14 protein-coding genes, 1 tRNA gene and 1 pseudogene are annotated in these 13,062 nt (G+C 62.8%); 3 read left to right on the plus strand and 13 right to left on the minus strand.

Annotation, left to right across the window (positions count from 1 at the left end):
* Positions 1 to 224: 224 nt before the first annotated feature.
* The 3 genes and pseudogenes from M2S36_RS25135 to M2S36_RS15380 all read left to right on the plus strand — a co-directional run.
* Positions 225 to 1,211, plus strand: a pseudogene (locus tag M2S36_RS25135) (PDC sensor domain-containing protein); the annotation flags it as partial.
* A gap of 102 nt (positions 1,212 to 1,313) precedes the next feature.
* Positions 1,314 to 2,069, plus strand: coding sequence for a methyl-accepting chemotaxis protein (locus M2S36_RS25140; RefSeq protein ID WP_402799486.1), 756 nt, complete (start codon positions 1,314 to 1,316; stop codon positions 2,067 to 2,069).
* 155 nt (positions 2,070 to 2,224) lie between these two features.
* On the plus strand, positions 2,225 to 3,184 hold the full coding sequence (locus M2S36_RS15380; RefSeq protein WP_207830745.1) for a cation diffusion facilitator family transporter: 960 nt from the start codon (positions 2,225 to 2,227) through the stop codon (positions 3,182 to 3,184).
* Positions 3,185 to 3,498: 314 nt separating this feature from the next.
* On the opposite strand, the gene M2S36_RS15385 is transcribed toward M2S36_RS15380, so the two are convergent.
* The 13 genes from M2S36_RS15385 to ruvC form a co-directional block, all read right to left on the minus strand.
* Positions 3,499 to 3,574 (minus strand) — tRNA-Lys (locus M2S36_RS15385).
* Between the two features lie 60 nt (positions 3,575 to 3,634).
* Entirely contained in the window at positions 3,635 to 4,309 is a 675-nt protein-coding gene (gene queC / locus M2S36_RS15390) for a 7-cyano-7-deazaguanine synthase QueC (protein WP_207830742.1), read from the minus strand.
* 17 nt (positions 4,310 to 4,326) lie between these two features.
* Positions 4,327 to 4,974 (minus strand): 7-carboxy-7-deazaguanine synthase QueE, encoded by a 648-nt coding sequence (gene queE, locus M2S36_RS15395; RefSeq protein ID WP_207830739.1) that lies wholly within the window; start codon positions 4,972 to 4,974, stop codon positions 4,327 to 4,329.
* A 160-nt stretch (positions 4,975 to 5,134) separates the two neighbouring features.
* Positions 5,135 to 5,941, minus strand: coding sequence for a tol-pal system protein YbgF (ybgF, locus tag M2S36_RS15400; RefSeq protein ID WP_233687520.1), 807 nt, complete (start codon positions 5,939 to 5,941; stop codon positions 5,135 to 5,137).
* 6 nt (positions 5,942 to 5,947) lie between these two features.
* Positions 5,948 to 6,448 carry a peptidoglycan-associated lipoprotein Pal gene (gene pal, locus M2S36_RS15405; protein WP_015271469.1) on the minus strand — a complete coding sequence of 167 codons (501 nt, stop codon included), beginning with the start codon at positions 6,446 to 6,448 and terminating at the stop codon, positions 5,948 to 5,950.
* 54 nt (positions 6,449 to 6,502) lie between these two features.
* The gene (gene tolB, locus M2S36_RS15410) at positions 6,503 to 7,774 is read right to left on the minus strand and encodes a Tol-Pal system beta propeller repeat protein TolB (protein WP_063913017.1); all 1,272 of its coding nucleotides are present in this window, start codon (positions 7,772 to 7,774) and stop codon (positions 6,503 to 6,505) included.
* A 26-nt stretch (positions 7,775 to 7,800) separates the two neighbouring features.
* A complete protein-coding gene (tolA, locus tag M2S36_RS15415) occupies positions 7,801 to 8,910 on the minus strand; it encodes a cell envelope integrity protein TolA (RefSeq protein ID WP_063913018.1) in 1,110 nt (369 codons plus the stop codon).
* Entirely contained in the window at positions 8,910 to 9,362 is a 453-nt protein-coding gene (tolR, locus tag M2S36_RS15420) for a protein TolR (protein ID WP_003254760.1), read from the minus strand. Before tolR ends, tolA begins: the two co-directional genes overlap by 1 nt.
* Before the next feature lie 14 nt (positions 9,363 to 9,376).
* Complete coding sequence (gene tolQ / locus M2S36_RS15425) at positions 9,377 to 10,072, minus strand: protein TolQ (RefSeq protein ID WP_063913019.1); 696 nt, start codon at positions 10,070 to 10,072, stop codon at positions 9,377 to 9,379.
* Positions 10,073 to 10,074: 2 nt separating this feature from the next.
* Positions 10,075 to 10,527 carry a tol-pal system-associated acyl-CoA thioesterase gene (ybgC, locus tag M2S36_RS15430; protein WP_015271472.1) on the minus strand — a complete coding sequence of 151 codons (453 nt, stop codon included), beginning with the start codon at positions 10,525 to 10,527 and terminating at the stop codon, positions 10,075 to 10,077.
* A 125-nt stretch (positions 10,528 to 10,652) separates the two neighbouring features.
* The gene (ruvB, locus tag M2S36_RS15435) at positions 10,653 to 11,699 is read right to left on the minus strand and encodes a Holliday junction branch migration DNA helicase RuvB (protein WP_087502834.1); all 1,047 of its coding nucleotides are present in this window, start codon (positions 11,697 to 11,699) and stop codon (positions 10,653 to 10,655) included.
* A complete protein-coding gene (ruvA, locus tag M2S36_RS15440; RefSeq protein ID WP_015271473.1) occupies positions 11,696 to 12,313 on the minus strand; it encodes a Holliday junction branch migration protein RuvA in 618 nt (205 codons plus the stop codon). Before ruvA ends, ruvB begins: the two co-directional genes overlap by 4 nt.
* 109 nt (positions 12,314 to 12,422) lie before the next feature.
* The gene (ruvC, locus tag M2S36_RS15445) at positions 12,423 to 12,947 is read right to left on the minus strand and encodes a crossover junction endodeoxyribonuclease RuvC (protein ID WP_004375291.1); all 525 of its coding nucleotides are present in this window, start codon (positions 12,945 to 12,947) and stop codon (positions 12,423 to 12,425) included.
* Between the last annotated feature and the right edge of the window lie 115 nt (positions 12,948 to 13,062).

The following is a 13,062-nucleotide window of genomic DNA, read 5'->3' on the forward strand; positions in this document are numbered from 1 at the left end:
CCCTCATGCCGCTGCGCCGCCTCTCCATCCAGTGGAAGATCACCCTGCTCGCCGGCCTGTGCCTGCTGGCCATCGTCGCCTTGCTGGTGACTACGTCGCTGGCCCAGGCGCGGCGCAGCGCGGCACTGGTCAACCAGGCCAACACCGAAATGCTCGACAGCAGCGCACGCCTGCGCCTGCAGGCCCATGCCGAAGCCCAGGCCCTGCGCATCCAGCGCTATTTCATGGACGCCTACCAGTACGGCAATGGCTTTGCCCGCCTGGTACAGGTGCTCAAGGCCCGTGGCGGCAGCGACCTGCGCGCCGAGCTGACGCGCCAGGCCCGCACCAGCCTGGCCGGCAACCCGGACGTGATCGGCCTGTACCTGGTTTTCCAGCCCGACGCCCTGGACCAGGACAGCCAGTACCTCGGCCAGGATGCCGTGGGCAGCAACGAAAGCGGGCGTTTCTCACTGTACTGGTCACAACCCCGCCCCGGCACTCTGGAGCTTGAAGCCATGCCGGAATCGATGCTCGGTGACGCCAGCATCGGCAGCAACGGCGTGGCAAAGAACCGCTGGCTGACCTGCCCGCAGGACACTGCCAGAACCTGCATGCTTGAGCCATACCTCGACGAGGTGAATGGCCGCCAGGTGCTGATGACCAGCATCGCCCTGCCGCTGCTGGAGCATGGCAAGGTGGTCGGCGTGGTTGGCCTGGACATCGGCCTGGCCAACCTGCAGCAGTTGAGCCTGGACGGCCGCCGGGAGCTGTTCGATGGCCAGGGCCAGGTCAGCATCGCCAGCGCAGCCGGCCTGCTGGCCGGCAACAGCCGCGACGACAGCAAACTCGGCGAGCCCATGGACAAGACGGTAGCCGATGGCCTGCTGCGTGTTGCCCACCCATTCACACCGATCCCTGATGCCGCCCCTTGGCAGGTACTGCTGGAACTGCCGGAAAGCGTGCTGCAGGCGCCTGCCGTCGCCCTCAACCAGCGCCTGGACGCGCACAACCACAGCGCCAACCTCACCAGCCTGCTGGTTGGCCTGGGGGCTGCGGTAGTCGGTTTGCTGCTGGTGTGGCTGACCGCGCGTGGCGTGACCCGGCCGATCCTGGCCGTGGCTGCACGCCTGGAAGACATCGCCAGCGGCGAAGGCGACCTCACCCGTCGCCTGGACTACGCCCGCCAGGATGAACTGGGCCAGCTCACCGGCTGGTTCAACCGCTTTCTCGACAAGCTGCAACCGGTCATTGCCCAGGTCAAAGGCTCACTGCAGGAAGCACGTGGTACCGCCGACCAGTCGGCCGCCATCGCCAGCCAGACCAGCGACGGCATGCAGCAACAGCACCGTGAAATCGAACAGGTGGCCACCGCTGCCAACGAGATGAGCGCCACCGCCCTGGATGTCGCCCATAACGCCTCGCAGGCGGCCCAGGCTGCACGCGCAGCCGACCAGGCCAGCCGCGAAGGCCTGCAACTGATCGACAGCACCCGCCAGGGCATCGACCGCCTGGCTGCCGGCATGAACACCGCCATGGACGAGGCGCGCGCGCTGGAAGGCCGCAGCGGGCAGATCGGTTCGGTGCTGGAAGTGATCCGTACCATTGCCGAGCAAACCAACCTGCTGGCGCTCAACGCCGCCATCGAAGCCGCCCGCGCGGGCGAAGCCGGGCGTGGTTTTGCCGTGGTAGCCGATGAAGTGCGTGGCCTGGCCCAGCGCACGCAAACATCGGTGGAGGAAATTCGCCAGGTCATCGAGGGCTTGCAGCAAGGCACCCAGGATGTGGTGGGCGCCATGCACGAAGGTCAGCGCCAGGCGCAGGACAGCGCCACGCGCATGGAGCAGGCGCTGCCGGCGCTACAACGGATTGGCGAGGCAGTGGCGGTGATCAGCGACATGAACCTGCAGATTGCCTCGGCAGCCGAAGAGCAGAGCGCGGTGGCCGAAGAGGTGAACCGCAATGTGGCCGGCATTCGCGATGTGACCGAATCGCTGGCAGGCCAGGCCGATGAGTCGGCGCGGATCAGCCAGGCCCTGAACCGGCTAGCCAACCAGCAGCAGGCGCTGATGGAGCAATTCCGCGTCTAACCTGTCAGGGCCAATGCGCCTTCTTCGCGGGTGAACCCGCTCCCACAGGGTTTTGCGCCGATCTCCAAGGCGACGCCAACCTGTGGGAGCGGGTTCACCCGCGAAGAGGCCCTGACAAGCAATACAGCATCACCGTTTCTTCTAGAGCACATTTTATGCAAACCGCAACCAGATCCACCTTCTTCGACATCACCAGCGAACAGGGCCTGTTACGCACCTCGATTGCCGTCACCCTGTTCATCGCCATCATCGGCATCGCCTTCGGCCTGGCCTCCGGCTCGTTCTCCATCGTCTTCGACGGCGTCTATTCGCTGGTCGATGCCAGCATGAGCGGGCTGTCGCTGGTGGTGGTCAGGCTGATTACCGCGCACACCACCAGCGTGCAGATGTCGCGCAAGCTGCGCGAGCGCTTCACCATGGGCTTCTGGCACCTGGAGCCGATGGTGCTGGCGCTCAACGGCATCCTGCTCAGCGGCGTGGCCATCTATGCACTGATCAACGCCGTCAGCAGCTTGCTGCAAGGCGGGCGCCACCTGGAGTTCGGCATCGCCATGGTCTACGCGCTGCTGACCGTGATCGCTTGCGTGACCATCGCCATTGTCGAGGCCCGCGCCAACCGCAAGCTGGGCTCGGATTTCGTGCGCATGGACGTGAAAGGCTGGGTGATGTCAGCCAGCATTACCGCCGCGCTGCTGATCGCCTTCTGCTTTGGCTATGCGGTACAAGGCACATCGCTGGAGTGGGTATCGCCGTACATCGACCCGGCGGTGCTGGCGCTGGTGTGCCTGGTGATCGTGCCGTTGCCGATGTCGGTAGTGCGCCAGGCCCTTTCGGAAATTTTCCTGGTGACCCCTGGCGACCTCAAGCTGCATGTGGACGAAGTCGCCAAAGCCTTCGTCGCACGCCATGGGTTGCAGTCGTACCGGGCTTATGTGGCCAAGGTTGGGCGCTCGCGGGAAATCGAGCTGTACTTCATCGTACCGAAGAGCATGGCCGCAAAAACCATCGATGAATGGGATGCGTGGCGCAACGAGATCGGTGATGCCGTGGGAGGTGAAGGGCCGGACCGCTGGCTTACGGTGGTGTTTACCGGGGATCCGGAGTGGGCTGAGTAAGCTGGGGGCGCTTTGCGCCCCTTTCGCGACACAAGGCCGCTCCCACAACGTCCGCACGGCTCTCAAGGCCTGTGCTTTACCTGTGGGAGATTGCCCAGCCCTTTGGGCTGCGCTGTCGCACAGGGAACAATGTTCGAGAGCGCGTCACAATCCCTTGTGGGAGCGGGCACGCCCGCTCCCACAGAGCCCTGCTAAATCAATGATTTATGTGTTGTTCCATGAGAGCTGGCTTGCCGGCGATGAGGCCAGTACAAGCAGCGGAAAACGAAAAAGCCCGCCACCGTTGCCGGTAGCGGGCTTTGACGTACTGAGTATGGTGGGTCGTGTAGGATTCGAACCTACGACCAATTGGTTAAAAGCCAACTGCTCTACCAACTGAGCTAACGACCCGTTGGATGGCGCGTATAATACTGATTTCTAAAAGGAAATCAACACCCCATCAAAGTTTTTTCAAAAGTATCGCGTCGGGTCTGCGACACCGGCTGCCTTGAAGCCGTCGGCACGCAGGCGGCAGCTGTCGCATTTGCCGCAGGCACGGCCGTCATCGTCGGCCTGGTAGCAGGAAACGGTCAGGCTGTAGTCCACGCCGCGGGCCATGCCGGCCTGTACGATCTGCGCCTTGCTCATGTTCTGCAGCGGCGCCTGGATGCGGAAGCCCCGCCCTTCGACACCGGCCTTGGTCGCCAGGTTGGCCATGCGCTCGAAGGCTTCGACGAACTCGGGGCGGCAATCGGGGTAGCCGGAGTAATCCACGGCATTGACGCCAATGAAGATGTCACGGGCATCCAGTACTTCTGCCCAGCCCAGGGCCAGGGACAGGAACACGGTGTTGCGCGCCGGCACGTAGGTGACCGGGATGCCTTCACCCGGGGTTTCAGGCACGTCGATACTGCTGTCGGTCAATGCCGAGCCGCCGATACCGTTCAGGTTCAGGCCAATCACCTTGTGCTCGACCACACCCAGGTCGCGGGCAACGCGGGCAGCGGCGTTCAGTTCGGCGCGGTGGCGCTGGCCGTAGTCGAAACTCATGGTGTAGCAGCTGTAGCCTTCGGCCTTGGCCATGGCGACCACGGTGGCCGAGTCCAGGCCGCCGGACAACAGGATGACTGCGCGTTTGTCGGTCATGTGTGCTTGCTCCTCAATCAACGTCCGGGTTCGTCGTTCCACAGCAGCTTGTGCAGCTGCAGCTGGAAGCGTACGGGCAGGTTGTCGGCGACGATCCAGTCCGCCAGGTCGCTGGCGTTCACCTGGTGGTGGCTGGGCGAGAACAACACCTCGCCGGCACGCTCGGCCAGGTTGTACTGGATCAGCTTAGAGACCGCCCAGTCGTAGTCCTCACGGGAACAGATGACAAACTTGACCTGGTCGTTGCGGGTCAGCTGCTCGATGTTCTCGTAGCGGTTACGGTGCGACTCTTCGGAGCCTGGGGTCTTCAGGTCGACCACGCGGCTGACGCGGGTGTCGGTGCCGGCAATATCCAGCGCGCCGCTGGTCTCCAGCGACACCTTGTAACCGGCGTCACACAGGCGCTGCAACAGCGGCAAGGCATTGGGCTGGGCCAATGGCTCGCCACCGGTGACGCAGACGTAGCGCGGCTTGAAGCCGGCGACCTGCTCAAGGATCGAATCGAGGGTGCGAAGGGTACCGCCACTGAAGGCATAGGCACTGTCGCAGTACTGGCAGCGCAGGGGGCAACCGGTGAGGCGCACGAATACCGTGGGCAACCCGGCCGTTCGCGTTTCACCCTGCAAAGAGTAAAAGACTTCGGTGATGCGTAATGTGTCTTGCATGCTCGCCACGGGCGTGACAGCTAAACAGGCTGCCCGCCTCCGTCAGGCACTGTCGCGGACTCGACATAGCGTTATCCGCAGCAGCGTGTTTACGAAAAAAGGGCAGTGATTCTAACGAAAAAACCCGCGACAGGCGCGGGTTTCTTTCAAACGGTGCTGCTTAGAGCTTCTGCAGGTCACGCTGGGCCAGTTGCGCGGCCGAGGTGCCAGGATACTGGCTGATGACCTGCTGCAGGATACCCTTGACCTTGTCGGTATGGCCCATGCGGCGCTCGACATCGGCCAGCTTGTACAGCGAATCCGGCACCTTGCTGTGCTTCGGATACTTCTGGCTGACCTGGGCAAAAGCCTGGCTGGCGGCTGGCAGGTCGCCCTTGGCCAGGTTCACTTCACCCAGCCAATACTGGGCATTGCCCGCGTACTGGCTGTTGGGGTACTTGCGCAGGAAGGCGTTGAACGCCTGGCTGGCCTTGTCGAAGTCTTTCTGCTTGATCAGGTCGAAAGCGGCATCGTAATAGAGCTTTTCTTTCGCCGGATCACCGGGCTCGCTACTGGCGGCCGGTTGTTGCGCAGCAGCACCTGCTGCTGCATCGGGGGCGGCACTGGATGCACCACCACCGGAGGAATTGTCAGGGGTCGCGGCAGGCGCGGCGCCACTGTTGATGCGACGGTCCAGGTCCTGGTAACGCTCCAGGTTTTCCTGCTTCATGCGCGACACATCGTTCTGCAGCTCTTCGATGATGCCTTGCTGGCGGGAAAGCTGATCCTGCATCTGTTGCAGCTGCATGAACAGCTGGCCCTGTGCAGAGGCAGGGGCCGAAGCCCCCGACCCGGCATAGGCGCCGCTCGTGCCATAACCCGCAGGCGGATAACTGCCTGCGTTGTCATCAATTACAGGGACCTCAGCCCAGGCCGCGAGCGGCAGGCTGAGTGCGAGGACGGTTACTACACGGCGGCACATACGCATAAGAACTTACTTACGCAGTTCTACGCGACGGTTCTGAGCCCAGGACTGCTCGTCGTTGCCAGTGGCAACCGGACGCTCTTCACCGTAGGAGACCAGTTCCAGCTGAGCAGGGGAAACGCCCTGCAGAACCAGGTAGCGCTGAACGGCCTTGGCACGACGCTCACCCAGAGCCATGTTGTACTCGCGGGTGCCGCGCTCGTCGGTGTTGCCTTCCAGGACAACGCGGTTGCCGTTGGCTTTCAGGTCCTTGGCGTGAACGTCCAGAGCGCGCATGGCTTCTGGCTTCAGGTCCGAGCTGTCGTATTCGAAGTAGAAGGTGGTGATTGCGCGCAGGGCAGCTTCTTCGCTCAGGGAGCCGTCAACAGCGCCAGCGTTGGCACCGTAGCCAGCGTTCGGATCTACAGCAGCGCCTTCGCCTGCGTTGTCACCGCCCTTCGAGGAGCAACCTACAGCTACGGCCATGGCCAGAGCCAGCGCAGCAAATTTACCAAACTTCAGCATTTCCATCGTGAAACTCCTAATGAAACCCCAGTGTGTTAAGCAAAAATTATTACGCCGCAATCAGTTCAGGTAAGGGGACCAGGACGGTTCTCTGACTTCGCCTTGAGCGGTAGGAAGTGGGAGCCTCACGCGGCCATTAAGCGACACGAGCATCAAGACTCCCCGGCCCTGCTGGCGGGTGGCGTAGATTAGCATGGTGCCGTTTGGCGCAACAGTGGGAGACTCATCAAGACTCGTTTCCGAGAGAATCTTTACACTTCCGCGCTGCAAATCCTGGGCCGCAACTTTGAAGTTGGTGAAGCCCTGCTGGCGATGGATCATCACCAGGGTCTTTTCGTCCGCCGACAGTTTCGGGTTGGCGTTGTAGTTACCCACGAACGTTACACGCTCGGCGCCACCGCCACCGACCGACTGCTTGTAGATCTGCGGCTTGCCGCCACGGTCGGAGGTGAAGTACAGGGTGTTGCCATCCTTGCCCCAGAACGGCTCGGTGTTGATGCCCGGGCCAGCGGTGACACGGCTGATCTGGCGCGAAGCCACGTTCATCACGTAGATGTCCGGGTTGCCGTCCTTCGACAGCACGAACGCCAGGCGCGAGCCGTCCGGCGACCAGGCTGGCGCGCCGTTCAGGCCTTCGAAGTTGGTGACCTGCTCGCGGCGACCGGTATCGATGTGCTGGACGAAGATGCGCGGGCGCTTCTGCTCGAACGAGACATAGGCGATGCGCTTGCCATCCGGTGCAAAGCGTGGCGACAGGATCGGTTCACGCGATTGCAGCAGGGTGACCGCACGTGCACCGTCGTAGTCCGAACGCTGCAGGGTATAGCGGGTGTTGTTGGTGGAGAAACGCTCGGCCGTCACGTACAGCATGCGGGTGGAGAACGCACCCTTGATGCCGGTGAGCTTCTCGAACGACTGGTCGGAAATGTAGTGCGCCATGTCGCGCAGCTGGTCGACGCTGCCCGCCACGCTACCGGTCAGCACTTGCTGCTCGGTGGCGACGTTGAACAGCGCGTACTGCACCTGCAGGCGACCGCCCGACGGCACGATGCTGCCGACCATCACGTACTGCGCGCCCAGCGCTTTCCAGTCACGGAAGATCACTTCGCTGGCCTGCGACGGCTGGCTGATCATGTTCTGCCGCGGAATCGGCGAGTAGTAGCCGGAGTTGCGCAGGTCGTTGCCGATGATGTCGGCCATGTCTTCCGGCAGCACGCTGCCGCCCTGCAGACCAAACGGCACTACCGCGATGGGCGTGGCCCGGTCGCTGCCGCTGGTGACCAGGATGTTCTTTTCCTCTGCCACGGCCATGCCTGCCACGCAGCACAGCATGACCAGCAGTCCTCTCAGACGTTTAATCACAACGCTAGATCCTCAGGTGTAAATGTCATCTTGAACGAACGATATTGGTTGAAATCGCTCGGCTTCATACCCTGCATCTCGGTCAAACGACCAATGTTCTTCACCGCAGCCACCGCCGAACTGTCGTACGGGCCGTCACCACTGGACCGGGCCACGCTGACGTTGGTGATGGTACCGTCCGGCAACATGTTGATCTGCAGGACCACCGTCATGCCCTTGCGCGCGGAAGGCGGACGCGCCCAACCCTCGGCCGCGCGCAAGCGGATCAGGTCGTCGAAGTCGCCAGCCACCTGGTCACCCTGCTCGTCGGCCAGCGCCTGCTGCCGTTCGGTGGTGTCGGACAACAGCTCGGCCAGGGCCTGGGCTTTCTTGTCTTCCGCCGCCTTGCGGGCCGCTTCCTGTGCCTTTTTCTTCTGGGCGTCTGCAGCGGCCTTTTTCTTGGCCTCTTCAGCTGCCTTCTTCTTCGCTTCCTCGGCCGCCGCTTTCTTCTTGGCGTCCTCGGCAGCTTTCTTCTTGGCCTCTTCGGCTGCCTTTTTCTTGGCGTCCTCGGCGGCTTGTTTCTTCGCCTCTTCAGCGGCCTCTTTCTTGGCCTCTTCTTCGGCTTTTTTCTTGGCTTCTTCTTCGGCCTTCTTCTTGGCGATGTCGGCCTGCTGCTTCTCGGCAGCCTTCTTCGCCTCTTCGGCCTTCTTGGCTTCGGCGGCTTTCTTGGCCTCGGCAGCCTTGGCGGCTTCGGCCGCTGCCTCGGCTTTCTTGGCTTCGGCGGCCTCGCGGGCCTCTTCGGCCTTTTGAGCGGCGTCGGCTTTCTTTTGTTCCGCGGCCTTCACGGCCTCCTGCTCGACCTTCTTCTGTTCCAGCTGCTCGACCTCGGTCTGGCGCGAAGCGGTTTTCTTCGCTTCCCCGGCAATCTTCTGATTGGTCTGGGTGGTCGCCTGGCTCTTGGACTTGAGCTGGTACAGGGTAGCCTGGACGATCGGCTTGGATGGCGGCAGCTCAGGCGTCATGGCAAAACTGACGAACAGCAGGGCGAACACCAGCACATGCAGGCCGATGGCCCAGACACTGGGCCAGAAGTAGCTTTCCGAGGCGGATGGCTCTCGCTGTTGCATCAGGGCGCCTCGGTAATCAGGCCAACGTTACCGACACCGGCCTTCTGCAACCCGCCCATGGCACCCATGACCGCGCCATAGTCGACAGCCTTGTCGCCACGAATGAACACCTGGGTCTGCTTGCCCTGGTCACGGCCGGCGGCAATGATCTTGGTCACCGCGTCGGTCATGGCAGGCAAGGTCATGGCCTTGTCCATCTGCTTGTCGGTATCGACTTCGCTGCCGAGGTTCCAGTAGTAGGTCTTGTCAGCCTTGATGGAGATGGTGAGGATCTGGACGTTGTTGTCCTGCGGCAAGGCTTCACTGGAAACCTTGGGCAGGTCTACCTTCACGCCCTGGTTGAGCATGGGCGCCGTCACCATGAAAATGACCAGCAGTACCAGCATCACGTCGATGTAGGGCACCACGTTCATCTCGGCGACGGGCTTGCGTTTGTGGCGAACTCGGGCCATGGGCTTCTACCTGATTACTCTTCGCTGGTGTGCACTTTGCGGTGCAGGATCGCCTGGAACTCGTCGGCGAAGGTGTAGTAACGGCCGATCAGCACTTCGCTGCGGGCCGAGAAGCGGTTGTAGGCGATGACCGCCGGGATTGCCGCGAACAGGCCGATGGCGGTGGCGATCAGCGCTTCGGCGATACCCGGGGCAACCGTGGCCAGGGTGGCCTGCTGGGCGCTGGCCAGGCCGCGGAAGGAGTTCATGATGCCCCATACGGTACCGAACAGGCCGATGTACGGGCTGGTCGAACCGACGGTGGCCAGGAACGGCAGGCTCTGCTCGAGTTTTTCTTCCTCGCGCGAGATGGCTACGCGCATGGCACGGGCAACACCCTCCATGACCGCGTCCGGATCAACGCCCGACTGCTGGCGCAGACGCGAAAATTCCTTGAAGCCGGCACGGAAGACCTGCTCGACCCCGGAGTCCGGGTCCGGGTTGCTGCCTGCCTGGCGGTACAGCTTGGACAGGTCGATACCCGACCAGAAGCGCTCCTCGAAGGCATCCAGCGCACGACGACCGGCGCGCAGCATGGTGCTGCGCTGAAAGATCATGATCCATGAGGTGACCGAGGCGGCCACCAGGATCAGCATTACCAGCTGTACCAACACGCTGGCATTGCTGACCAGACTCCACATGGAGGTATGGTCGACGACGTTAGCTTCCACGCTTATTCTCCTGCATTCGATTGAGTACCCGAGCCGTCCGCCGCAAAGGCGTCACGCAGCTCCGGGGGTATGGCTCGGGGTTTGAAAGTGTCGGCGCGCACGGCGGCCACCAGGAACTGCCCTTCGCAGAGCAGCGTTTCATCCTTTTCCCGCCAGACCTGCTGCACGAAGCGCAGGCTGGCGCGATTGAGTTCAAGTACTTGCGCGGTAACCCGAAGCTCGTCGTCCAGCCGCGCCGGCGCGTGATAGCGCGCTTCGCTGGAGTGGACCACGAACAGCAGGTTGTCTTCGGCCAGTTGCGCCTGGGAAAAGCCCAGGTGCCGCAGCCGCTCGGTACGCGCGCGCTCCATGAATTTCAGGTAATTGACGTAATACACCACACCACCGGCATCGGTATCCTCGTAATAGACACGACAACGGTGTGCGAACGGTTCCAGGCCATTTTGCGCGCGCATACTCTAGTGCTTACTCCTCAGCTTGCCAATCCGCTGTGGCAACTGTTTTTTCTTCATTTATGTCCTATTGCCAGCGCACCCTCGGCATGCCAGCGGTAGGACCACGAAAAGCTGTTTTCGATCTGTCACTCATCGCCCGTTTCGGAAAAATCCCCACCCTCCCCCAGGCGCCCGGGTACGTTCAGGCCAAAGTGCAGGTAGGCATGCCGGGTGACCACGCGGCCGCGCGGCGTGCGCATGATGTAGCCTTGCTGGATGAGGTACGGCTCGAGCACGTCCTCGATGGTGTGGCGCTCTTCGCTGATGGCTGCCGCCAGGTTGTCCACGCCGACCGGGCCACCGTCGAACTTCTCGATCATGGTCAGCAGCAGGCGGCGGTCGGAGTGGTCGAAACCGCGCTCGTCGACATCCAGCAGATTGAGCGCCATGTCGGCCACGGCCTTGGTGATCTGGCCCTTGCCGCGCACCTCGGCGTAGTCGCGCACGCGGCGCAGCAGGCGGTTGGCGATACGTGGCGTGCCGCGGGCCCGACGGGCGATCTCGTAGGCACCCTGGTCTTCGATGGCCAGGCCGAGGATGCCGGCCGAACGGCTGACGATGGTGGCCAGGTCCTTGTCGCTGTAGAACTCCAGGCGCTGGACGATACCGAAACGGTCCCGCAGCGGGTTGGTGAGCATGCCCGCACGGGTGGTGGCACCGACCAGGGTGAACGGCGGCAGGTCGAGCTTGATAGAACGGGCCGCTGGCCCTTCGCCGATCATGATGTCGAGCTGGAAGTCCTCCATCGCCGGGTACAGCACTTCTTCGACGACCGGTGACAGCCGGTGGATCTCGTCGATGAACAGCACGTCGTGCGGTTCGAGGTTGGTCAGCATGGCCGCGAGGTCGCCCGGGCGCTCGAGGATCGGCCCCGAGGTACTCTTGACCGACACACCCATTTCATGGGCGATGATGTTGGCCAGGGTGGTCTTGCCAAGGCCGGGCGGGCCGAAGATCAGCGTATGATCGAGCGATTCGCTGCGGCCACGGGCGGCCTGGATGAACAGCGCCATCTGCTCGCGCACCACCGGCTGGCCGATGTACTCGTCCAGCCGCAGCGGGCGGATCGCACGGTCCTGGACTTCTTCACGGTCGCGGCCACTGGCGGCGATCAGGCGGTCGGCTTCGATCACTTGGTAATCATCCCTTTCAGGCTGCGACGGATCAGTTCTTCACTGCTCAGGCCGGCCTTGTCCTTGATCGCGGCGATCGCCTTGCTGGCTTCCTGCGGCTTGTAGCCGAGCGAAACCAGGGCGCTGACTGCGTCGGCTTCGGCTGTGGATGCGCTGGCCACCGGCAGCGGCCCGTCGGAGACCAGGGTGAACATGGCCGGGGAAGTTTCCCAAGCCTTGAAGCGGTCCTTGAGCTCTACCAGCAGGCGTTCGGCGGTCTTCTTGCCGACACCGGGCACGCGCACCAGGGCCGAGGTGTCCTGGGCCTGCACGCAGCGCACCAGCTCGTCCACTTCCAGCCCGGACATCAGCGCCAGGGCCAGCTTCGGCCCTACGCCGTTCAGGCGGATGAGTTCGCGGAACAGCTCGCGCTCGCGCTTTTCGGCAAAACCGTAGAGCAGGTGAGCGTCCTCGCGCACCACCAGGTGGGTATGCACGGTTACGGGTTCGCCCACCTTGGGCAGACGGTACAGCGTGGTCATGGGAACTTCCAGTTCGTAACCCACGCCATTGACGTCGATAATCAGGTGCGGCGGCTGTTTTTCCGCCAGGGTGCCGCGCAAACGTCCAATCACGTTCCGATCCTTCCTCTCGGGGAGCCGGTCAAAGACCGCTCAACCCTATCAGCAAATGCAGCGGGTGAACGCATCACCCGAACAAAATGTGTATCAGCGCATGAAGCGCCTACAGACGCAAGCGCCCTCCGCGTCGCCGCGCCGTGGCCAGGCCATGCGGCACCAGGCTGGAGCGGGTATGGGCGTGGCACAAGGCGATGGCCAAGGCATCGGAGGCGTCGATCTGCGGCTTCTGCGTCAGTTTCAGCAGGTGCATGACCATCATCATCACCTGCTCCTTGTTGGCCCCGCCGGTACCGGCTACCGCCTGCTTGACCTGAGTGGCGCTGTATTCGGCGATTTCCAGGCCGGCTTCGGCGGCGGCGACGATGGCCGCGCCACGGGCCTGGCCAAGCTTGAGCGCCGAGTCGGCGTTACGGGCCATGAACACCCGCTCGATGCCCATGGTGACCGGGCCGTGCTGGGCGATGATTTCACCCACGCCACGAAAGACGATCTGCAGCCGCTCGTGCAGCTCGCCGCTGCCGGTGCGAATGCAGCCCGACGCCACGTACTCGCAACCACGGGCGGTCTGGCGTACCACGCCATAGCCGGTGATGCGCGAACCGGGGTCGATACCAAGAATCAGAGTCATAGTGCCTGTCAAAAAAATTGATGCATCTGTGCAAACTGTACCGGCCCTTTCGCGGGTAAACCCGCTCCCACAGGTACTGCACCGATTCTGAATGTGGTGCAGTACCTGTGGGAGC

This window comes from Pseudomonas sp. SF2 (assembly GCF_036858055.1).
Taxonomy (GTDB): domain Bacteria; phylum Pseudomonadota; class Gammaproteobacteria; order Pseudomonadales; family Pseudomonadaceae; genus Aquipseudomonas.

What these genes read in the sequence shown, in the direction of transcription:
- M2S36_RS25140 (WP_402799486.1), top strand. Translation starts at nt 1,314, where the DNA reads ATGCAGCAACAGCACCGTGAAATCGAACAGGTGGCCACCGCTGCCAAC.
- M2S36_RS15380 (WP_207830745.1), top strand. Translation starts at nt 2,225, where the DNA reads ATGCAAACCGCAACCAGATCCACCTTCTTCGACATCACCAGCGAACAG.
- queC (WP_207830742.1), bottom strand. Translation starts at nt 4,309, where the DNA reads ATGACCGACAAACGCGCAGTCATCCTGTTGTCCGGCGGCCTGGACTCG.
- queE (WP_207830739.1), bottom strand. Translation starts at nt 4,974, where the DNA reads ATGCAAGACACATTACGCATCACCGAAGTCTTTTACTCTTTGCAGGGT.
- ybgF (WP_233687520.1), bottom strand. Translation starts at nt 5,941, where the DNA reads ATGCGTATGTGCCGCCGTGTAGTAACCGTCCTCGCACTCAGCCTGCCG.
- pal (WP_015271469.1), bottom strand. Translation starts at nt 6,448, where the DNA reads ATGGAAATGCTGAAGTTTGGTAAATTTGCTGCGCTGGCTCTGGCCATG.
- tolB (WP_063913017.1), bottom strand. Translation starts at nt 7,774, where the DNA reads ATGCTGTGCTGCGTGGCAGGCATGGCCGTGGCAGAGGAAAAGAACATC.
- tolA (WP_063913018.1), bottom strand. Translation starts at nt 8,910, where the DNA reads ATGCAACAGCGAGAGCCATCCGCCTCGGAAAGCTACTTCTGGCCCAGT.
- tolR (WP_003254760.1), bottom strand. Translation starts at nt 9,362, where the DNA reads ATGGCCCGAGTTCGCCACAAACGCAAGCCCGTCGCCGAGATGAACGTG.
- ybgC (WP_015271472.1), bottom strand. Translation starts at nt 10,527, where the DNA reads ATGCGCGCGCAAAATGGCCTGGAACCGTTCGCACACCGTTGTCGTGTC.
- ruvC (WP_004375291.1), bottom strand. Translation starts at nt 12,947, where the DNA reads ATGACTCTGATTCTTGGTATCGACCCCGGTTCGCGCATCACCGGCTAT.